Here is a 19,494-nt window from a genome sequence, read left to right on the forward strand (position 1 = left end):
GGTACCAGTGAGCGGTGAGCCCACGACGGACGAGCAGGACACCGCACGAAGTCCCGGCCGAGGAGCTCACCGGTCTCAACGCGATCGAGGACGAGGGGACCTGGGCCGTCGGCGGCCGCCGCCTCCGCGTCACCAACGCGAACAAGGTGCTCTTCCCCGGCACGGACACCGAACCGCCGGTCACCAAGCGCGATCTCATCCGGTACTACACCCGGATCGCCCCGTACCTGCTGCCCTATCTCACCGGCCGGCCGGTGAACGTGCACCGCTACCCCGACGGCGTGCACCATCCCGGTTTCTGGCACAAGGAGGTGCCGGGCCACGCCCCGGACTGGCTCAACCGGTGGCACAACACGGAGGCCGACCCCGGCGAAACCCGGTGCTACGCGGTTCTCGACAGCGTGCCCGCCCTGGCCTGGATGGCCAATTTCGCCGGCGTGGAACTGCACCCGTGGACCTCGCGGCTCCCGGACGTGCACCAGCCGACCTGGGCGCTGATCGACATCGACCCCGGCCCGGACACCCGTTTCGAGGAGGTGGCAGAGCTCGCGCGGCTCTACCGGGCGGCACTGGAACACCTCGCGGTGGCCGGCATGCCGAAGGTCACCGGCAGGCGCGGCATCCAGATCTGGGTTCCGATCGCCCCCGGCTACACCTTCGCCGACACCCGCGCCTGGGTCGAGAAGGTCTCGCGGGTGGTGGGCCGGATCGTGCCCGAACTGGTCAGCTGGCAGTGGTACAAGGACCGGCGCCGCGGCCGCGCCCGCCTCGACTACACGCAGAACGCCATCAACAAGACCCTGGTCGCCCCGTTCAGCGTGCGACCGGCGCCGGGGGCCCCGGTGTCCGTCCCGATCACCTGGGACGAACTCGACGACGAGGACCTGCGGCCCGACCGCTGGACGCTGCGCACGGTCGGCGACCGGGTGCGGGCCGCGGGCGACCCGCTGGCCGGGCTCATCGGCCTGCGCCAACGGCTGCCGGAGCTGTGACCAGCAGCGGGCTCCCCAAAAGCGCCGACGAGGGCCTGTGGCGCAGCCCCAAGGCCGCCGACCGCTTCGCGCGCTTCGGTGTCCCCGTTTTCGTCACCGAGAACGCGAAGGCGAACGCCCGGTGAGCACCCCGGTGGAAAGCCTCACCCTGGCCGAGAAGGTGCGGCTGCTCACCGGTGCCACCCCGTGGCGGCTGCATCCGCTCCCCCGCGTCGGCCTGCGCGCGCTGGTGTTCTCCGACGGTCCCGCCGGTGTCCGCGGCACCGGCGAGATCCCCGGCTGGACCACCGCCGCGCTGCCCGCGCCCAGCGCACTCGCCGCGACCTGGGACGAGGACGCGCTGCGCCGCGCGGGCGCCATCCTCGCCGCCGAAGCCCGCGCCGCCGGGGTGGACGTCGTGCTCGCTCCGGTGGTGAACCTGCAACGGACGCCCCTCGCGGGACGGCATTTCGAGTATTTCTCCGAGGATCCGCTGCTCATCGCGCGGCTGGCCGCGGCGCTGGTCACCGCGCTGCAGGAAGGCGGCATCGCCGCCTGCGCCAAGCACTTCGCCGCCAACGACTCGGAAACCGCGCGCACCTCCTACTTCGCGCAGGTCGGGGAGCGGGCCCTGCGCGAGGTCTACCTCGCCCCCTTCGAGCACCTGGTTCGCGAGGCGGGAGTGCGGACGGTGATGTCCGCCTACTCGGGGCTGGACGACGGGACCGAGCGGGCACCGGCGGGGTCGCACCACCGGCTGCTCACCGGGATCCTCAAACGGGAGTGGGGTTTCGACGGGGTCGTGGTCTCCGACTGGGCCGCGACGACCTCGGTGGTCGAACCGGCGCTCGCGGGGCTGGACCTGGCCATGCCGGGCCCCACCAGTCCCTGGTCCGAGGGCCTGCTCGACGCGGTCCGCGACGGGCGGGTCCCGGAGCACGTCCTCGACGAGAAGGTGGAGCGGGTGCTGCGGCTGGCTTCCCTGGTCGGCGGCTTCGAGGAGCCCACCGCGCCGGGTCCCGCTCCGGAGCCCGCCGACGAACTGCGGAAGCTGGCGGCCTCGTCGATGGTGGTGCTGCGGCGCGCGGACGCCTTCCCCACGGCCCCACCCCGGATCTCCGCCGCCTCGCGCTGATCGGGCCCAACGCGGCCGAGGGGTTCCTGCAGGGCGGTGGCAGCTCCCACGTCGACGCGCATCGCACCGTCGGTTTCGCCGAGGGGCTGCACAACGCCCTTCCCTACACCGACATCCGCGTCGAGCCCGGGGCGGACGCGGGCAGTCTGCTCCCCGAACTGGACCAGGACCGCCTGGCGGGCCCGGTTCGGCTCGTCTTCCTCGACCGTGAGGGCCGGGAAGTCCGGACCGAGCAGGCGGCCCGCTGGGACCCGACGCTGCGCGCGATCCCCGAGGCGGCCGAGACCCTGCGGCTCTCGTGCGAGATTCGTCTGACGGAGCCGGGTGAGCACCGGCTCGAGGTCGGCCTCGTCGGACGGCACCGGGTGGTCGTGGACGGGTCCCTCGTCTCCGCGAGCACCGAGGAGGCCGACGGCACGGCCGCGGTCCTCGACTCCTCCACCACTCATCCACCGGGCCACGGCGTGTCCCTCTCCGTCGGTGACGCCCCGGTGACGGTGTCCGTGGTGGTGGAAAGCCAGCGCCTGCGGTCCGCTGAGTTCGGCGACGTGGTCCGGGTCGTGCTGCGTCACGGCCCGCCCGCGCCGGGCGCAGCGGAACTGCTCGCCACGGCACTGGCCGCCGCGCGGTGGGCGGAACTGCCCGTCCTGATCGTGGGTACCACCCCGGAGACCGAGTCCGAAGGCTGGGACCGGCGGACCCTGGCCCTGCCCGGCGACCAGGACGCGCTGGCGGAAGCGGTGCTCGAAGCCCGGCCCGACACCGTCGTCGTGGTCAACGCGGGCGCCCCGGTCCTGCTGCCGTGGCTGGAGCGCGCCCGGACGGTGGTCTGGTCCTGGTTGCCCGGGCAGGAGGCGGGGCACGCCCTGGCCGACGTGCTCACCGGCCGCACCGAACCGGCGGGCCGCCTGCCCTGGACCCTGCCCGCCGACGAGCGGCTCGTGCCGCCGGTGACCCCGGAGCCCGACGGGACCCTCCCCTACCGCGAAGGCCTCCACGTCGGTCATCGCGCCTACCTGCGTGCCGGGGTCACCCCCGCTGCCCCCTTCGGGCACGGACTGGGCTGGACCGACTGGGAGTACCGGGACCTGGTCGCCGGGCAGGACGGCGTGGTGAGCCTGACCGTCCGCAACACCGGCCCGCGCCACGGATCCGAGGTCGTGCAGGTGTACCTGTCCGCCCCGGCGGGCGGGCCGGACCGTCCGGTCCGCTGGCTCGCGGCCTTCGGCAGGGTCTGCGCCGGGCCTGGGGAACAACGGCGGGTGACCCTCCGGATCCCCGGCCGTGCCCTGGAGGTCTGGGATCCGGACACGGGCCGCTGGACCACTCCGCCCGGCGACTACACCGTCCACATAGGACGATCGGTGACCGATGTGCGGCTCACCGGCGTCCTGACCCGTTAGGATCCGTCGTCTTCCCTTGCCGCGGCAAGACAGCGGTTCAGGAGTTCGCGGTGCCCGGCCAGGAAATCCGCGACGGCGGTCAGTGCCGCGTCCGGCTGGGCGGCGGCCTGGTCGAGGGTGCCGCGGAGGACAGGGCCGAAGACGGCTTCGGACATCTCGTGTGCGCGGGGCGCCATCCGGACGACGGTGCGGCGGCGGTGGACGGGGTCGGGTTCCCGCCGCACGTAACCCGCCGCCTCCAGCCGGTCCAGCACCGTACTGGTGGCGCCCGTGGACAAGCCCAGCGCCTCCGCGAGCGCGGTCGGGGAGAGCACCTCCGCCTGCCCGACCAGGTCGAGGGCCCGGAGGTCGGTGCGGTTGAGGCCGAACCGCTGTGCCGCGTACTGGTCGAGCCGGTCCTGCACGGTGGACAGCGCTCGGAGCTCGGACATCACCTTTTCCACGAGAGCGCGGTGCCGGGTGCTTCCGGGGATTGACAACGGACCCATGCGAGCAGTGTACTCGAATTTCGAGCTGCTCGATTTTGGAGTTGAGAGCCATGGGCAGACCTACCCCCGACCCCATCTCAGCCACTTCCGCCGCCTCGCCGGAACCCGGCGCACCACCACGAACCTCTCCGGCCCGGCTGGCCGGGCTCGGAGCGGCCGCCGGGATACTCGGACCGCTCCTGCTGGTGCTCTACTTCACCACCCCGGCATTCACCGCGTGGCCTTCCGCCGGGGAAAGCCCCGACCAGCTGCTGGGCTACGCCCTCGGCCACGAAACACTCTTCTACGCCGGAGGGTGGCTGCAGGTCACCGGCGCCCTGCTGAGCATCGTGTTCTTCCTGGTCCTGCTGCAGCTCAGCGGCGCACGGCACCGGTTGGCCGGAGCGGCCGCCCTCGTCGGCTGCGCCCTCCTGCTGGCCGTGGTCACGATCGAAGCCGCGCTGCTGGAGGCGGTGCCGATGGCCGCGCACACCGGTGATCGCGCCACCGTGGCGACCGCCTTCGCGCTGAGCAACGGGGTGTTCGCCCGCATCTTCCCCCTCGCCCCCGCCCCGCTGCTGTTCGCCGCGATCGGGCTGGCACTGTCCGGTTCGCCCCTGCTGCGCCCGGTCTTCGGCCGCGCCGCACTGGTCATCGCCGCCCTGTTCGCCGTCGCGGGCATCGCCGCCGTCTTCGGCACGGCGGGACTGGTCTTCGCCATCGTGATGTCGGTGGCGCAGGCGCTCTGGATCGCCACCACCGCCGTCGCCCTGGCCTTCGCGAGGCGGCGGATGAGCTGAACCCGGGCCCGGGGGCGACGCAGGTCACCGTCCGCGGCCCCGGCGGCTGGCTAGGATTGCCGGTCGTGGATGTGGAGAACACGAAGGTTTCCGGCGACCGGCCCCGCCCGGGTGGTGCGCTGCCCGCGGCCGACCTCGCGCGGACCGTGGTGTTCGCCGCCCTCATCGCCGTACTCGGCCTGTTCCCGGGCTTCTACGTGGGCGGCGGCAGCGTGCCGGTCGTGCTGCAGAACGCCGGGCCGCTGCTGGCGGGGTCGCTGCTGGGGGCGCGGCGCGCGACGGCGTCGGTGGCGCTGTTCCTCGCGCTGACCGCGATCGGGCTGCCGCTGCTGTCCGGCGGCCGGGGCGGGCCCGCGCCGTTCCTCGGCCCGAGCGGCGGGTTCCTCTTCGGTTTCCTCCTATCCGCCTTCGTCTCCGGCCTGCTGGTGACCCGGCTCAAGCGCACCGGCCTGCCTACCCTGCTGCTGGCGAACGCCGCGGGCCTGCTCTCCTGCTACCTGCTCGGGGTCCCGTTCCTCGCCGCCTACCTGGGCAATTTCCACGCCGCCCTGGTGCAGACGCTGGTGTTCGTGCCCGGGGACGCGGCCAAGGTCGTGGTGGTGTCGCTGCTCGCCTCGGTGCTCCACCGCGCGCTGCCGGGCCGGTTGCCCGCCGGCGCGAAGCGCGCAGGCTGATGCCCGCGACACCTCCGATCACAGGCTCCGGCACCGTGCCGCCCGAGCTGCTGGCCCGGGCCCACGGGGCGGCCGCCTGGCTGGCGGAGCGCGGGATCAGCGAGGGTTCGCGGATCGCGGTGGACTCGCCGGAGGTGTTGCCATGGTTCCTCGGCGGGGACCTGCTGGGCGCGGCGGTGCTGGTGGTCGAGCCGGGCTGGTCGGAACGCGAACGAAGGGCCGTACTCGCCGATGCGGCACCGGATCTGGTGGTGACGGGGGTACCCGAGGCGACGACCGCCCGCGTCACCCCGGCCGGGACCGGGCGCACCGCCTTCTACCTGGCCACGACCTCCGGCAGCAGCGGGCGCCCCAAGGTCCTGATCCGCACCCGCGACTCGTGGCTGGACAGCTTCGCCGCGCTCGGCCCGCTGCCGGGACCGGTCCTGATCCCCGGTCCGCTGAGTTCGTCGCTCTTCCTCTTCGGTGCGCTGCACGCGCTGTGGTGCGGGCAGCGCGTGCGCCTGCTGCCCCGGTGGGATCCGGAGACGGCGGCACGGGCGGCCGCCGGGGCCGCGTCGGTCCACCTGGTTCCGGCGATGCTCGCGGGCCTGCTCGCCGTGCTGGCCCGGCATCCCGGGCGGGAGTGCACGCTGGAGGCGGTCGTCTGCGGCGGCGGGCACCTGGACCCCGTGCTTCGCGCCCGGATGGCCGAGGTGCTGACCGATGCCGGGCTGATCGCCTACTACGGTTCGGCGGAGCACTCCCTGATCGCGCTCGACCGGGGCGACGGGCGGCTGCGCCCGGTACCGGGAGTGGGCCTCGACATCCGGGACGGGATCCTCTGGGTCGATTCCCCGCTGTCGTGCCGCGGCCGCCTCACCGGCGGCGTCCTGTCCCCCGCCCCACGATGGTCCACTGTGGATGATCGCGCCGAACTCGACGGCAAGGGCGGACTGGTGGTGCACGGCCGGGCGGGATCGATGCTGTCCAGCGGAGGCGGGCTGGTTCCGGCCGAAGAGGTCGAACGCGTCCTGCGCGAGGTCCCGGGCGTCGGCGACGTCGTGGTCGCCGGTACCCCGCACGCCGCGCTGGGTTCCCTGGTGACCGCCGTGGTCGAGCCAGACGAAACGCCGGTTTCGCTGAGCGCGCTGCGGGCGGCGGCCAGGGAGAACCTGGCGCCGGGCAAGCGGCCCCGCCGGTGGCTTGCCGTGAAGGAACTCCCCCGCACCGCCTCCGGCAAGCCCGCGCGCGCCGCGATCGGGGAAATGCTCCGGGACGGCACGCTCGCCGCGGAACCGCTGACATGAGCGAGGACCGCACCCCCGTGGTCATCGCGGCCCGGCGCACCCCGATCGGGACGGCGGGCGGCGGGCTGCGGCGGTTCGAGGCCGACCGGCTCGCCGCGCCGGTGCTGCGGGCGGTGCTCGACGACGCCGGTTTGGACGGTGCCGGTTTGGACACTGTCGGTTTGGACACTGTCGACGACGTCCTGCTGGGCAATGTCTTCGGCCCCGGCGGCAATCCGGCCCGGGTGGCCGCGCTGCGCGCCGGCCTCGGCGAGACCGTGCCGGGAATGACCGTCGACCGGCAGTGCGCCAGCGGTCTGGCCGCGATCACCCTGGCCGCCGCGCTGGTCCGCGCCGGCGAGGGCGAGGCCTACCTGGCGGGCGGCGTGGAGAGCGCGTCGACCGCGCCTTACCGCTTCCACCGGCCGGATTCGCCGACCGAACCGCCCCGCCCGTACACGCGGGCGCCGTTCGCCCCCGCCGGGATCGGCGATCCCGACATGGGGCCCGCCGCGGATCTCGTCGCCGCTGAGGCCGGGATCGCACGGGAACGGCAGGACGCCTTCGCGGCGCGCAGTCACGCGCGCGCTGTCGCCGCGCAACGGAACGGTCGTTTCGCCGCCGAACTGGTGCCCCTCGGCGGGCTCGACCGGGACGAACGGCCCCGCGAAGGGTTCACTGTGGACCGTCTGGCCCGTTTCCGCCCCGCCTTCGGTGAGAACGGCACCGCGACCGCGGCCAACTCCTGCGGTATCAACGACGGCGCCGCGGTCGTGCTCGTCACCAGTGAAGCGACCCGGCGGCGGCTGGGCGTGCCCGGGATGCGCCTGATCGCCTCGGCGACCTCGGGCGTCGACCCGAACCGGCTGGGGCTGGGCGCGGTGCCCGCGATGCGGCGGGTCCTGGATCGCAAGCCGGAGGTGGTGGAGTTCAACGAAGCCTTCGCCGGGCAGGCCCTCGCCTGCCTGGACGCCGTTGGCCTCGACGAGGAGACGGTCAGCCCGGACGGCGGAGCGATCGCGCTCGGCCACCCGTGGGGCGCCTCCGGCGCGGTCCTCGTGGTGCGGCTGTTCACCACACTCGTCCGCAGGCGTGCGGCCGCGACCGGCCTGAGCGCCCTGTCCTCCGGTGGCGGTCTCGGTGTGGCGGCACTGTGGGAGGCGGTCGGATGATCGAGTTCGAAGGGGTGGGGCACCGCTACGGCGACCGGGTGGTGCTCTCCGGCATCACCTTGAAGCTGCCGGAACGACGCGTCGGCTTCGTCGGGGCGAACGGCTCCGGGAAGTCCACCTTGGCCAGGACGATCAATGGTCTCGTCCACCCGGACACCGGGCGGGTGCTGGTCGACGGCCTCGATCCGGCGCGGGACGGACGCACCGTGCGCCGCCGCGTCGGGTTCGTCTTCAGCAACCCGGACAGCCAGATCGTCATGCCCACCGCCGCCGAGGACGTCGCCTTCTCCCTGCGCCGCAGTGGTCTGTCCAAAGAGGAACGGCGGGACAGGGCGGTCGCGCTGCTGTCGGAGTTCGGGCTCGGCGGGCACGCCGACCACCCGGCCCACCAGCTCTCCGGCGGCCAGAAACAACTGCTCGCGCTGTGCTCGATGCTCGTGCTCGACCCCGCCGTGCTCGTGTGCGACGAGCCGACGACGCTGCTGGACCTGCGCCACAAGCGGCAGTTCGCGCAGCGGCTGGAAGGCCTGCCGCAGCAGATCGTGCTGGTCACCCACGATCTGGAACTGCTGGCCGGGTTCGAGCGGGTGATCGTCCTGGACGAAGGCCGGGTCGTCGCCGACGACGAGCCCGGACCGGCGGTGCGCCACTACCGGAAGCTCCTCGAATGAACAGCGGAGGTTACGAACCGGGCTCCAGCCCGGTGCACCGGGCCCGGGCGGGCCTGAAGTTGCTGGTGCTGCTTCTGATCACCGCGACCGTGTTCGCGGTGCGCTCCCCCTTCTGTCTCGGGGGCATCGGGCTCGCCGTCCTCGGCGGGTACGCGCTCGCCCGGGTGCCGGTGCGCCGGTCCTGGCGGGCGCTGCGGGCGATCGGCACGGTCGCGCTGGTCCTGTTCGCCTTCCAGTCCTGGCTGCAGGGCTGGCTCACCGCGCTGGTGGTCTGCCTGCGGCTCGTCGCGACACTGGCCGCGGCGAACCTGTTCACGATCACCACGCGCGTCGAGGACCTGGTGGCCGCCATCGAACGGGCCGCCCGCCCGCTGTGCCGGTTCGGGGTCCGCCCCGAGCGGCTCGGCCTGCTGGCGGGGCTGACCGTGCGGGCGGTCACCGCGCTGTCCGCGATCGCCGAAGAGGTCCGGGAAGCCGCGAAGGCGCGAGGCGCGGAACGCTCCGTCACCGGTTTCGCCGTCCCGTTCCTGGTGCGCACCCTGAACCATTCCGACGAACTCGGCGAAGCCCTCGCCGCGCGCGGCGAGGGCGAGGTGTAACGCCTGAGTCCACAGTTCGCACCGGCTCCCCCAGCGACGTGAACCGCGGTACTCACTCTTCGTTGCTCGCCTCAGCCTGACAAAGCGGCGATTCGAGTGAGGTGCCGGCCGTTGCGCTGGCCCTCCCGCCGACCAGCAGCCGAATCGCCTGGCACCGGCACCGAACGTACTGGACTTCGCCTTCGGAGATGAGGTGCTGGGAAAGCACGTGCTGCTCACTACCGGCACCACAGGCGAGAGCCCTGACTACCCAGTGCGTCCGGCTATGGTTCCGGAGACTCAGGCGGCAGTGGTGAGGGGTTCTGGTCCGCTGCGGTAGGTGCGACCGGCCGGAGTGGTGATCTCCAGAACGCCTGTTTCGCTCATGCGATGATGCCAGCCCGGTTCGTCCTTGAGGCGGTGATCTCTGCGGCACAGGCCGCAGAGGTTGCCGCTGTCCGTGCCGCCGCCTTGTGCCCAGGGTTCGACGTGGTCGAGGTCGCAGGCCTGGACCGGCCGGTGGCACCCCGGCACCCGGCATTCCCGGTCGCGTACCTGGACCAGTTCTTTGGTGGCGGCGGGTGGCCGATAGCGGTGACGTCCGACGTCGATCGGGGTGCCGGTCATGGGGTCGGTGATGACCCGCCGGATCGTGGCATTCGCGGCGATCTGGCGGGCCAGTTGGGCGGGGATGGGGCCGTGTCCGGCCAGTTCGGCAGGTTCGTTGCGCAGCCCGGCCCAGGTCAGGAAATCCAGATACACGAACACCTCCGCCCGCGGCGGCTCCACCGGCCGCGCGACACCAAGGCACAGGTCGGAGAACACGTCCGCCCGCAACTCATCCAGAGTGCGTTCCTCACCCCGGCTCCGCAGCCCCCGCGCCACGCGATCGACTCGGGTATAGATGGTGGCGGCGATCTCGGCCGGAAGATACGCATACAGGGTCGCCATGCCCTCATCCTCGTGACACAACTGAACATTACGGGACCGCTTCCGCTCCTCGCACCGCCGCGCGTATCCATCCGGATCAACCCGGGCGACGGTCCTGTTCACCAGGCGCCGCACCGACGTCGCATCCCGGGTAGCGATCTTCCCTGCCACCCGCGCATCCACCTCTCGTGCCTGGTCATCGGTCAAGACCGAGGTTTGATCGGCCACCTTCGACGCCCGGTACGCATCCAGCTCACCGCGCTTCATCGCCTCGAACGTCGAAGGCAAGCGCCGCACCAGATCCCGGGCCAGCGACACCTGACCCTCCGCCTGACGCGCACCGTAATGCAATTCGAGAGCGACCTCCTTCGCCACCGAATCCGCATCCCCCAACGCCACCACCGCGGCCAGCTTCACCGCCTGACACGCATTCGAACACGCCTCAGCCGCCGCGATCAGCGACAACACATCATCCCGGTCGAGGTCGGCGATCCGTTCGTACAGTTCCAGCTTGGGCCCGGAAAACCCCCAGTTTTCGGTCACGTCACCATCCTATCCGCGACGCAACGTCAATAGCATCACACGATCAGGGATTTTCGAACGCAGATTCGCACAGTGGAGTATCCGGCAGCCGCGTCAAAACGGTGATCTCGGAGGGTCTGTCGGGCCGATGGAGGTGGCGGTGCCGCGGGATCGTGAGGGCACATTCGAGCCGGCGATCGCGAAAAAGCGGCAGCGTCGGCTCGGGAGTGTCGATGAGATCGTGTTGTCGTTGTATGCGAAAGGGTTGACAACGGGCGAGATTGCGGCGCATTTCGCCGAGATCTATGGTGCTTCGGTGTCGAAGGAGACCGTTTCGCGGATCACGGACAGTGTGGTCGCGGAGTATGCGGCAGCGACGGTCACGGCTGCCGAGGTTGCGCTGGACGGGTTGGAGGAGAAGTGGGGTGGCCGGTATTCCGCCATGATCCGGCTGTGGCGTAACGCGTGGGAGAAGTTCACTCCATTTTTGGACTATCCCGAAATTCGGAGCGTGTTGTGCTCCACGAACGCTATCGAATCGTTGAATGCACGGTATCGTAAGGCGGTGCGGGCACGAGGTCACTTCCCCACGGAGCAGGCCGCGTTGAAGTGTCTCTACCTCGTCACCCGGTCGCTGGCCCCGACCGGCAAGGGGCAAGCACGGTGGACGATGCGGTGGAAACCCGCGTTGAACGCCTTTGCGAACACGTTCGGTGACCGCTGGCCGAGCACCGAGAAGTACTAACCAACAACGCCCGAAAACACCGACCCTGTTACAGACCCATATCCAGGCCGTCGTCGTTCGGGGTGAGCGTGCGACCGCGTATCGAGCTTTCACCGAGTGGACCGAGGCTGGACTGTGGCGGCGAAACGCTCGGTAAGAGCGAGTCTCATTTGGCGAGTTTGTCGTTGCATTCGATGCCTTTGCGGGCGATGCGCGGGATGATCTGGCGCTGGCGGAGCCAGTCGCGCAGGGCGGGGATGTCGTAGGCCTTGTCGGCGTGGAGCTTGGCCGGTTTCCGTCGTCGTGGTCCACGGCGGGAGCGGATGACGGGGAGCGCGTTGACCAGGAGTCTGAGTGCGTGGCTGTCGTGGGTGTTGGCCGCGGAGATGGTGGTGCACGGCGGCTCGTGCGACCGCAAGCAGGTCGCCGGCGCGATACAGCGGCACGCACCAAGCCTGCCCTTGCCCACTGCCGAGGAGGCTTCCCATGGCGCCGCTGTGTACCGGCGAAAAGTCCACCACCGCGCCTCCGCCGAAGACGCGATCTCGGCTATCCGCGTTCTCTTCCCGGCAGTGATTCACCTTGGAGGAAGGCCTCGTAAGCCTCACGCGCATCTTCGTCGACCTCGGGCTGTTGACGGCTGTAGCGGCCGTCGGTCCGATCTCGCTTGGGGCCGGAAAGCCAGAATTCCTCGCCCGTGTCGATATCGAAGAAGTTGGCGTCAAACATTCCGGGCCACCGGCGAAGCGTGCGACCGTGAAAATACGCGGTCTTCCACGTCTTCGAGAAGCGAACCCACCCGACCCAGGAGGGACCACGATCAAGGTCGTACCCGGTCTTCAACTGGACGTACATGATGCGGTCCGGCATCAGGAAAGCGTAACGGAGCCGAATACCGAACCGCAGCACAATTTCCCGGCCGTGGAGGGCAACGCCGCCGGGCAGGTCACACCGGGGTGGCCGTGGTGCTGCCGGGATCAGAACCGGTAGCGGAGTATGCGGGCGCCTTGCCGGGACAGGGCGGCGCTGTGGCTCATCAGCCGGGCGGCCGCGCGCAGTGGCCGGGGAAAGGCGGCGACCTCCGGGGCGCGCGCGAGGAGTTGCTCGTAGATCAGAGTCAGCCCGGCCTGCCAGGTCTCGGGCTCACGAGCGTCGTCGAAACCTTGCGCGGCCGTGACGCCGATGGCCTTGATCGTCGGATGGTATTTCATCGACCAGGCGGCGAAACGGGTGTAGCCGTTGAAAACGAGTTCACCGGTGTCGAAGTGCGCGGTCAGCTGCCGGGTCATCCGCTGGAAGGTGTCACCGGGCAGGAACGGCAGCAGGCCCTCGGCGACGATCATGGCCGGACGGTCGCGGGGCAGCGGGTCGAGCCAGCCGGGTTCGGTCAGATCGGCGCCGATGCGGTGCGACCGCTCCGGGAGGAACCGGGGCCGCAGTTCGACGACGTCGGGGAAGTCCACGTCGTACCAGTCGACTCCCGCAGGTGGGTCGCAGCGGAGCATCCGTGTGTCGAGCCCGCAACCGAGGTCGAGCACGACAGCGCCGGGGTGCCCGGCGACAAACGTCCGGACCGCGTCGTCGAGTTTCTTGGCCCGCAGGGCGGTGCTGCAGACGATGCCGGGTTTGACGTTGAGCCTGGCGAAGTCGTAGTCGATCGCCTCGGCGATACCGGCGGAGTGGGTGTCACCGAGAATCGGGTGGGCAAGCCTGGCGTCCAGCGCCCTCGCGTAGAGAGTGAGCAGCAGGGTCTCCCGGAGCGGGTCCAGCTCCAGTCGCACACGGTGCACGAGAGGTCCTTACCTTTCCAGTGGATTGCGGGCCGCGATGTCCCGCAGCCAGGTCAGGGCTTGCTGGGCCGCGCGGATGCGTTCGGTGCGGGGTCCTGCTCCGCCAAGGAGTTTCACGCCCTCGTCGGCGATACCACCGAACGCGCCGAGGCTGTCGAGCTTGCGCTGGACGACCTTGTGCCAGGCGTCGTCCTCGATGCGGTAGTAGGTGGTGCGGTCACCCGGGACGCGGACCTTGCGGATGAGGCCGATGGTGGTGAGGAAACGCATGTTCGAGGTCAGCGAGGCACGGCTGGCCTGGATGGCCTCGGCGATCCGGCCCGCGGAACATTCGGGCGGGTCGCAGATCATCAGTAGGCCGAGGATGCGCCCGGTGATCGGTGGCAGCGCCCACTCCTCCACGCAGAACGTGGCCACCTGCTCGACCCACCGCAGCATCTCATCCTGGCCGTCCTGACCCGGCATCGCACATCCTCCTCGGCTGCCTCGCCTCGGCGCGGTTGTTGCTAGTTGTTTCAGTCTAGACTGAAACAACTAGCAAGATCAACGAGCGCGAGGCCCGGCTAATCCGCCAGCAGGCGGCGCACTTCGGCGGCGGCGGGATGTCCGGGGGCGAGGGCCAGGAAGTGTTCGAGGGTCTGCCGCGCCGCCGGATCGTGCCCGGCCCGCTGGGCGAGTCCCAGCACCAGCAGGGCGTTCTCGTCGCCGGGCCGCTCGGTGAGCGCCTGCCCCGCCGACCGTCCGGCCTCCGCGGGCTGCCCCGCCCGGAGCTGGGCGAACGCCAGGCGCAACAGCACCGCGGCGTCGGGCCGGAGTTTCCACGCCACCTGGTAGGCCTGCGCCGCCGCCGCGAACCGGCCCTGTGCTTCGAGGGTCTCACCGATCGCCACCTGCGTGGCCACCGGATCGACCGGTTGCGCGGCGGCCGGGGCCTCGCCACCGGCGAGCTTTCCCGCCGCGAGCGCGACCCCGCAGACCAGCGCCACCAGTGCCGCCGCGGTGATGCCCCACGCATACCGCTTCAGCCACGGCACGCCGTTTGCGACGGGCACGGCCGCCGCCGGACGCCGCCGGCGGACCGTCCGGAACCCCAGCGCCAGCACCCCGGCCAGCACGGCCCCGGGCAGGACCCACAGCAGTGCCCCCGCCCCGCCGGGCGACGGATCGGCGAGCACCTCGGGCCCGTAGCGCCGCACGAAGAAGTCTTCGACCTGCTCGGGCGTGCGTCCCGAAGCCAGCTGACGGCCGATCTCGGCGCGCATCGCGTCCGCCACGGGCGAGTGGGAGTCCGCCACGGTCTCGCCCTGGCAGGCCGGGCAGCGGAGTTCGGCGGCGAGCCGCGCCACGGGGTCGTCACCCCCGGCACCCGAACGCCACAGTGCCACCCCGGCGGCGGCCCCGCAGACGAGCAGCAACGCCACCAGCAGCAGCCGCCGCGCGCTCACGGCCTGCTCACCGCACCGAGCGTGTCGTCGAGCCACTGGCCGGTCACCGGGCCGACCGCGTGGACCCGGATGTGCCCGGCGGGGTCCACCACGAAGGTCTCGGGCACGCCCTTCACCCCCCATCGCACGGCCTGTGTCCCGTCGGGATCGAGCACGGAGATCAGGCCGCTCGCGCCCGTTTCGGCCAGCAGGCGCCGCGCCGCCGTCAGGTCGTCGCGCATGGCCAGCCCGACGATCCGGATGCCGGAACCCTCGCGGCGGCGAGCCTGCTCCGCGAGCGCCGGGAGCTCCTGCCTGCAGGGCCCGCACCACGACGCCCACACGTTCACCACGACCACCTGCCCGCGCAGCGCGGCGAGGTCGAACGGGGCGCCGTCGAAGGTGCGGCCGGTCAGGGCGGGCGCGGGTTCGTCCCCGGTCGAGGTGACCGGAAGCCCCGAGGAGCCCGAGCCCGGCGACGGGGAATCCAGGCCGCGGGCCAGCACGAAGCCGAGCACGACCAGGACCACCCCGGCCGGTGCGAACCACCATCGCCGCCCGCCGCTCATGCCGCGCTCGCCTCGGAAGACGGCACCCGGGGCGGCAGCGGGACCCCCGGCCCCGTCTTCGGGCGGATCAATGACAGCAGCCCGCCGAGGGCGGTGATCGCGCCGCCCGCCCACAGCAGGCCGACCAGGGGATCGACCGACAGGCGGACGGTGGCGTGCTGCCCGTCGGCGGCGACTCCGGTGACGGTGAGGTAGACGTCGCCTTCCGGACGGGAGCGGATCGCGGGGACGCTCACCGTGGTGTCGCGCGCCCGGTAGTAGTGCAGGGCGGCCTCGGCGGAGCCGAGCGCCGAACCCCGGCGGTCGAGCCGGAAACGGGCCGACGCGGTCATGCGGTCGGCACCCGCCGCACGAGCCACGCCGGTGAGCGTGGCGGTCACGCCGTCCACGGTGACGGACTGGCCGACCGCGAGTTCGGCCTCCGTGTGCACGGTGCCGGCGCCGGAAGCCGCGATGCCCACGATCGCCACGGCGATCCCGGCATGCGCCAGCAGGCCGCCCCACCGCCTTCGGCGCAGGAGCGCGGGCAGCACCGGGCGGCCGGTGCTCCACACGGCCCGCACCTCGACGGCGACGACCCGGCCCAGCCCGGCCAGCACGAACGCGGCCGCGCCGAAGGCGATCAGTGCGGGCACCCCGGGACGGGCGAGCAGGCCGGTCACGGCGATCGCCGCCAGTGCCGCGAGCACGGGCACGGCCAGCCGGTGGCACAGGGCACCCGGCGAGTCGGCGCGGGGACGCACCAGCGGCCCCGCGCCCATCAGCAGCAGGGCCGCCAGTGCGATCGGGACCGCGGTGCGGTCGAAGTACCCCGGCCCCACCGACAGCCTGCGGCCGGTCAGGCCCTGCGCCAGCAACGGGAACACGGTCCCGGTGAGCACGACCGCCGTCAGCACCGCGAACACCACGCCGTTGGCGAGCAGGACGCGCTCCCGCGACAGCGGAGCCGCGGCCGGGGCTCCGCCGAAGGTGCCCGCCCGCCGGATCAGCAGACCGGTCACCACGGCCGCCACGAGCAGGACGAACCCGAGCAGCATCGGCCCCAGCGGGGACGCGGTGAAGCTGTGCACGCTGGCCACCGCGCCGGACCGGGTGAGGAAGGTGCCCAGCAGGACCAGCAGGAAGGTCGACGAGTAGAGGGTCACCGCCCAGCCGGTGAGCCCGGCCCGGCGGTGCGGCAGGGTCAGGTGCAGGGCGGCCGTCGCGGTCAGCCACGGCAGCAGGGAAGCGTTTTCCACAGGGTCCCACGCCCAGTACCCGCCCCAGCCGAGCACGGCATAAGACCACCACGCGCCCAGCACGATGCCCGCCGTGAGGAAGGTCCAGGCCGCCAGCGCCCAGCGGCGCGTCACCGACAGCCACTCCCGGCCCGCGGTGCCGGTGATCAGCGCGGCGACCCCGTAGGCGAACGGCACGATCATGCCGATGTAGCCGGCGTACAGCAGCGGCGGGTGAAGCCCCATCGCGGCGTGCTCCCGCAGCAGTGGGTTCGGGCCGGGCCCGTCCGCGGGCACGGGACTCACCGGACGGAACGGGTCGGCGGCGAAGGAGGTGAGGGCGAAGAAGAACACCGCGACCACGCTCAGCACGGTCGCCGCGTACGCGTGCAGCGGCGCCGGGCGGGCGGGTATCCGCCACGCCAGCAGCGCCCCGAACGCCCCGGTGATCAGCAGCCACAGCAGCAGCGAACCGTCGAGTGCGGCCCACAGGCTGGTGACGGTGAAGTAGAGCGGCACGTCCCGGCCGCCGTTGGCGGCCACGTACCCGACGCCGAAGTCGTGCGCCACCAGCGCCCACACCAGCAGCCCGTTCGCCGCCGCGCCCGCCCCGAAGGTGATGCACCCGGCGGCCCGCGCCGGGGCCGTTCCGCGGCCCGACAGCGCGACCCGCAGCCACAGCAATGCGGTGCACAGGGCGGCGACCATCCCGGCGGCGAGGCAGGCGTGCCCGAGCGGCCCGATCACCGGAGCTCCGCGGCCCGGTATTCGTTGGAGTGCTTGACCGCGATCCGGTCCGAGCGCAGGGTGCCGTCGCCGCCGAGTACGCCCTCCACCACGGCGTCCTGCCCCTCCCGGAAGGTGTCGGGCAGGGCGCCGCGCACCACGACGGGCACCTGGTGCCTGCCGTCGGACAGGCGGAACCGGGTCAGTTCGCCCGTGGCGCCGACCGAACCGGGAACCACCTCTCCCTCCAGCCTCATCCGCTGCCCGGCGGCGTTCGCGGCGCCGGCCTCGCTCGGCGTGCGGTAGTAGACGAGGGTCCCCTGCAGCCCGGCGACCACCAGGAGGGCGAGACCGGCGAGGGAGATCGAGACCAGGAGCAGCACGGCACGGCGCCGACGCCGCGGTTCGGGCGTCCCGCTCACCGGCGCTCCCGGCGTTCCCGCGCCGGGCTGGTCCACCACCAGAAGGCCGCCAGGGTGAGCCCGGTCAGCGCGAACCCGGCGAGCACGGCCGCCCAGCCGGTCATCGCCCGGCCCCGGTCAGCACCGGCACCCGGCGGGACGGCCGGGCGGAACGCTCCAGGATCGCGACCCGCCGCAGGAAGAGCCACGCCGCGGCGGCGGTGAACGCGGCGACGGCCAGGGACAGTGCCGCGAGCATCACCGGGTCGATCGGGGGGTGCGGATCCGGCGCCAGCAGGGTGGCGGGCTGGTGCAGCGAGCGCCACCACACCACGGAGAAGTGCACCAGGGGCACCAGGGCGAACCCGCCGATTCCGGCGAAGGCGGAGCGGCGGGCCGCGGTGCGCGGATCGGCGCACGCCCGCCGCGCGGCGAGGTACCCGGCGTAGACGAGCAGCAGCAGCGCGGTGCTCACCACCCGGGGATCCCAGGCCCACCACACTCCCCAGCTCACCCGGCCCCACAGGCTGCCGAGCGCGAGGGTCAGCGCGGTCAGCCCGACCCCGAGTTCGGCCGCGGCCTGGGCGCGGCGGTCCCACCGCGGGTCGCGCCCCCGCAGAAAGGCGATTCCACTGAGGACGGTCACCGCGAAGGCCAGGTAAGCCGTCCAGGCGGCGGGCACGTGCACGTACATCAGCCGCGCGGCCTGTCCCTGCACCGCGTCGGGCGGCGCGACCGCGAGCCCGGCGAACAGCGCCGCCCCGCCGAGCCCGGCCGCGGCCCAGCCTAGGGCGCGCCGGAGAGCTCCTTCCGCGCCGCGGACCTGGTCATCGGGATTCATGGCTCCTCCTCGCCGCCGGGGCAACAGACCGAGCAGCGCATTCCCCCTCACCCTCAGGGCGAAACAGATGTCACTCCACCGAGCACCCTTCGCGTGACAAGGTTTGCCCCGGGCAAGCAGGTGGTAGCCGCGCGCTGCCGTCCGACCGGGAGGAGAAGCGGATGCCGGGAAGGTGCCTGTCTTGAAGGCGCTCCCTCCTGCCCGTCTCTGGCCGGTGCTCCTGCCGGTCCTGGCCCTGGCGGGCTGTTCGGGCGGTTCGTCCAACGCACTCGATCCGGCGGGTCCCGGTGCCCGCCGGATCGCCGGGCTGTGGTGGCTGCTGTTCTGGATCTCCGTCGTGGTCTTCGTCATCGTGCTGACCCTGCTCGGCTGGGCGGTCCTGCGCCGCAAACGGGGCGGGGCGGTCCACGGCGGCGACGCCACCGGGTTCGTCGTGGTGATGGGGGTGGTCCTGCCGTTCCTGGTGCTCGTCGGAACCTACGCGGCCGGGCTGAGCGACCTCGGCTCGCTGCGGGAGCCTCCCGCGGCCGCGGCGGGCCCGGCCCCGGTCACGGTGGACGTGGTCGGGCACCAGTGGTGGTGGGAGGTGCGCTATCCGGGCACCGGCGCGGTGACCGCCAACGAAATCCACATTCCGGTCGGCACCCCGGTCCAGGTGCGCCTGTCCACCGACGACGTCCTGCACAGCTTCTGGGTGCCCGAACTGATGCCCAAGACCGACCTGATCGCGGGCCGGACGAACACCACCTGGATCCGGGCCGACCGGCCCGGCGACTTCCGCGGCCTGTGCGCCGAGTACTGCGGGATGCAGCACGCGAACATGGAGTTCGTGGTGGTGGCGCAGCCGGCACCGGAGTACGACGCGTGGCTCGTGCGCACGGCCGCCCCCGCCCCGGCCCCCGCCAACGCCGCCGCGCAGCGGGGGCTGCAGGTCTTCGAACAGGTCGGGTGCGCCTCCTGCCACACGATCCGCGGCACCGCGGCGAACGGGAAGGTCGGTCCCGACCTGTCCGCCATCGGCTCGCGGTGGAGCATCGGCGCGGGCGCCGCCCCGAACACCCCCGGCTCAATGGGCGGCTGGATAGCGAACTCCCAAACCCTCAAACCCGGCAACGCCATGCCCCCGCAGCCGGTGCCCGCGACGGACCTGCCCGACGTGATCGCCTACCTGCAGTCGTTGAAATAACCGGCCCAGCGCTTGTTTTCCGAGG

Annotated in this window: 21 protein-coding genes and 2 pseudogenes; 12 read left to right on the forward strand and 11 right to left on the reverse strand. The window is 72.2% G+C overall.

Annotated elements, in window-relative coordinates; genetic code table 11:
- Positions 1–14 precede the first annotated feature (14 nt).
- From ORV05_RS17760 to ORV05_RS17775, 4 genes are read left to right on the forward strand one after another with little or no spacing between them, the layout of a single operon-like run.
- Entirely contained in the window at positions 15–992 is a 978-nt protein-coding gene (locus tag ORV05_RS17760) for a DNA polymerase domain-containing protein (protein ID WP_268759624.1), read from the forward strand.
- Positions 989–1,117 (forward strand): hypothetical protein, encoded by a 129-nt coding sequence (locus ORV05_RS17765; RefSeq protein ID WP_268759625.1) that lies wholly within the window; start codon positions 989–991, stop codon positions 1,115–1,117. The genes ORV05_RS17760 and ORV05_RS17765 overlap by 4 nt, the downstream gene beginning before the upstream one ends.
- Positions 1,114–2,106, forward strand: coding sequence for a glycoside hydrolase family 3 protein (locus ORV05_RS17770; RefSeq protein WP_268759626.1), 993 nt, complete (start codon positions 1,114–1,116; stop codon positions 2,104–2,106). Before ORV05_RS17765 ends, ORV05_RS17770 begins: the two co-directional genes overlap by 4 nt.
- 26 nt (positions 2,107–2,132) lie before the next feature.
- Positions 2,133–3,509: a glycoside hydrolase family 3 C-terminal domain-containing protein gene (locus tag ORV05_RS17775; RefSeq protein WP_326938154.1), complete on the forward strand. Its 1,377-nt coding sequence runs from the start codon at positions 2,133–2,135 to the stop codon at positions 3,507–3,509.
- Here ORV05_RS17775 and ORV05_RS17780 read toward each other — a convergent pair.
- On the reverse strand, positions 3,506–3,940 hold the full coding sequence (locus tag ORV05_RS17780) for a MarR family transcriptional regulator (RefSeq protein ID WP_268759627.1): 435 nt from the start codon (positions 3,938–3,940) through the stop codon (positions 3,506–3,508). The two genes, ORV05_RS17775 and ORV05_RS17780, sit on opposite strands and share 4 nt — an antisense overlap.
- Before the next feature lie 107 nt (positions 3,941–4,047).
- On the opposite strand from ORV05_RS17780, the gene ORV05_RS17785 reads away from it, so the two are divergent.
- The 6 genes from ORV05_RS17785 (at position 4,048) to ORV05_RS17810 (ending at position 9,160) form a co-directional block, all read left to right on the forward strand.
- Complete coding sequence (locus ORV05_RS17785; RefSeq protein ID WP_268759628.1) at positions 4,048–4,776, forward strand: hypothetical protein; 729 nt, start codon at positions 4,048–4,050, stop codon at positions 4,774–4,776.
- Between the two features lie 65 nt (positions 4,777–4,841).
- Positions 4,842–5,450 carry a biotin transporter BioY gene (locus ORV05_RS17790; RefSeq protein WP_268759629.1) on the forward strand — a complete coding sequence of 203 codons (609 nt, stop codon included), beginning with the start codon at positions 4,842–4,844 and terminating at the stop codon, positions 5,448–5,450.
- Positions 5,451–5,485: 35 nt separating this feature from the next.
- Positions 5,486–6,739 (forward strand): class I adenylate-forming enzyme family protein, encoded by a 1,254-nt coding sequence (locus ORV05_RS17795; protein ID WP_268759630.1) that lies wholly within the window; start codon positions 5,486–5,488, stop codon positions 6,737–6,739.
- A complete protein-coding gene (locus ORV05_RS17800; RefSeq protein WP_268759631.1) occupies positions 6,736–7,890 on the forward strand; it encodes a thiolase family protein in 1,155 nt (384 codons plus the stop codon). Before ORV05_RS17795 ends, ORV05_RS17800 begins: the two co-directional genes overlap by 4 nt.
- Complete coding sequence (locus ORV05_RS17805; protein ID WP_268759632.1) at positions 7,887–8,561, forward strand: energy-coupling factor ABC transporter ATP-binding protein; 675 nt, start codon at positions 7,887–7,889, stop codon at positions 8,559–8,561. The genes ORV05_RS17800 and ORV05_RS17805 overlap by 4 nt, the downstream gene beginning before the upstream one ends.
- Positions 8,558–9,160, forward strand: coding sequence for an energy-coupling factor transporter transmembrane component T family protein (locus tag ORV05_RS17810; protein WP_268759633.1), 603 nt, complete (start codon positions 8,558–8,560; stop codon positions 9,158–9,160). The genes ORV05_RS17805 and ORV05_RS17810 overlap by 4 nt, the downstream gene beginning before the upstream one ends.
- A 279-nt stretch (positions 9,161–9,439) precedes the next feature.
- Here ORV05_RS17810 and ORV05_RS17815 read toward each other — a convergent pair whose 3' ends face one another.
- The gene (locus ORV05_RS17815; RefSeq protein WP_268759634.1) at positions 9,440–10,612 is read right to left on the reverse strand and encodes an HNH endonuclease signature motif containing protein; all 1,173 of its coding nucleotides are present in this window, start codon (positions 10,610–10,612) and stop codon (positions 9,440–9,442) included.
- Positions 10,613–10,650: 38 nt separating this feature from the next.
- Between ORV05_RS17815 and ORV05_RS17820 the strand changes: the two are divergent.
- Positions 10,651–11,336, forward strand: a pseudogene (locus ORV05_RS17820) (transposase); the annotation flags it as partial.
- A 148-nt stretch (positions 11,337–11,484) separates the two neighbouring features.
- Here ORV05_RS17820 and ORV05_RS17825 read toward each other — a convergent pair.
- From ORV05_RS17825 to ccsA, 9 genes and pseudogenes are all read right to left on the reverse strand, one after another.
- Positions 11,485–11,730: pseudogene (locus ORV05_RS17825) on the reverse strand (transposase); the annotation flags it as partial.
- A 134-nt stretch (positions 11,731–11,864) separates the two neighbouring features.
- Entirely contained in the window at positions 11,865–12,185 is a 321-nt protein-coding gene (locus ORV05_RS17830) for a hypothetical protein (protein WP_268759635.1), read from the reverse strand.
- A 107-nt stretch (positions 12,186–12,292) separates the two neighbouring features.
- A complete protein-coding gene (locus ORV05_RS17835; RefSeq protein WP_268759636.1) occupies positions 12,293–13,105 on the reverse strand; it encodes a class I SAM-dependent methyltransferase in 813 nt (270 codons plus the stop codon).
- A 9-nt stretch (positions 13,106–13,114) separates the two neighbouring features.
- Complete coding sequence (locus tag ORV05_RS17840) at positions 13,115–13,570, reverse strand: GbsR/MarR family transcriptional regulator (RefSeq protein ID WP_268759637.1); 456 nt, start codon at positions 13,568–13,570, stop codon at positions 13,115–13,117.
- 98 nt (positions 13,571–13,668) lie between these two features.
- Positions 13,669–14,550, reverse strand: coding sequence for a cytochrome c-type biogenesis protein (locus ORV05_RS17845; RefSeq protein WP_268759638.1), 882 nt, complete (start codon positions 14,548–14,550; stop codon positions 13,669–13,671).
- The gene (locus ORV05_RS17850) at positions 14,547–15,098 is read right to left on the reverse strand and encodes a TlpA family protein disulfide reductase (protein ID WP_268759639.1); all 552 of its coding nucleotides are present in this window, start codon (positions 15,096–15,098) and stop codon (positions 14,547–14,549) included. The genes ORV05_RS17845 and ORV05_RS17850 overlap by 4 nt, the downstream gene beginning before the upstream one ends.
- Entirely contained in the window at positions 15,095–17,062 is a 1,968-nt protein-coding gene (locus tag ORV05_RS17855) for a heme lyase CcmF/NrfE family subunit (RefSeq protein WP_268759640.1), read from the reverse strand. Before ORV05_RS17855 ends, ORV05_RS17850 begins: the two co-directional genes overlap by 4 nt.
- On the reverse strand, positions 17,059–17,463 hold the full coding sequence (locus ORV05_RS17860; protein ID WP_268759641.1) for a cytochrome c maturation protein CcmE: 405 nt from the start codon (positions 17,461–17,463) through the stop codon (positions 17,059–17,061). The genes ORV05_RS17855 and ORV05_RS17860 overlap by 4 nt, the downstream gene beginning before the upstream one ends.
- 100 nt (positions 17,464–17,563) lie before the next feature.
- Positions 17,564–18,283 carry a cytochrome c biogenesis protein CcsA gene (gene ccsA, locus ORV05_RS17865; RefSeq protein WP_268759642.1) on the reverse strand — a complete coding sequence of 240 codons (720 nt, stop codon included), beginning with the start codon at positions 18,281–18,283 and terminating at the stop codon, positions 17,564–17,566.
- A gap of 181 nt (positions 18,284–18,464) precedes the next feature.
- Between ccsA and coxB the strand changes: the two genes are divergently transcribed.
- Positions 18,465–19,469: a cytochrome c oxidase subunit II gene (gene coxB, locus ORV05_RS17870; protein ID WP_268759643.1), complete on the forward strand. Its 1,005-nt coding sequence runs from the start codon at positions 18,465–18,467 to the stop codon at positions 19,467–19,469.
- The last annotated feature ends 25 nt before the right edge of the window (positions 19,470–19,494 follow it).

Source organism: Amycolatopsis cynarae (assembly GCF_026802195.1).
GTDB lineage: Bacteria > Actinomycetota > Actinomycetes > Mycobacteriales > Pseudonocardiaceae > Amycolatopsis_E > Amycolatopsis_E rhizosphaerae.

Bases quoted from the DNA above. Each gene is read 5' to 3' on its own strand.
- ORV05_RS17780 (WP_268759627.1), bottom strand. From the start codon at position 3,940: ATGTCCGAGCTCCGAGCGCTGTCCACCGTGCAGGACCGGCTCGACCAG.
- ORV05_RS17785 (WP_268759628.1), top strand. From the start codon at position 4,048: ATGGGCAGACCTACCCCCGACCCCATCTCAGCCACTTCCGCCGCCTCG.
- ORV05_RS17800 (WP_268759631.1), top strand. From the start codon at position 6,736: ATGAGCGAGGACCGCACCCCCGTGGTCATCGCGGCCCGGCGCACCCCG.
- ORV05_RS17805 (WP_268759632.1), top strand. From the start codon at position 7,887: ATGATCGAGTTCGAAGGGGTGGGGCACCGCTACGGCGACCGGGTGGTG.
- ORV05_RS17810 (WP_268759633.1), top strand. From the start codon at position 8,558: ATGAACAGCGGAGGTTACGAACCGGGCTCCAGCCCGGTGCACCGGGCC.
- ORV05_RS17830 (WP_268759635.1), bottom strand. From the start codon at position 12,185: ATGCCGGACCGCATCATGTACGTCCAGTTGAAGACCGGGTACGACCTT.
- ORV05_RS17840 (WP_268759637.1), bottom strand. From the start codon at position 13,570: ATGCCGGGTCAGGACGGCCAGGATGAGATGCTGCGGTGGGTCGAGCAG.
- ORV05_RS17850 (WP_268759639.1), bottom strand. From the start codon at position 15,098: ATGAGCGGCGGGCGGCGATGGTGGTTCGCACCGGCCGGGGTGGTCCTG.
- ccsA (WP_268759642.1), bottom strand. From the start codon at position 18,283: ATGAATCCCGATGACCAGGTCCGCGGCGCGGAAGGAGCTCTCCGGCGC.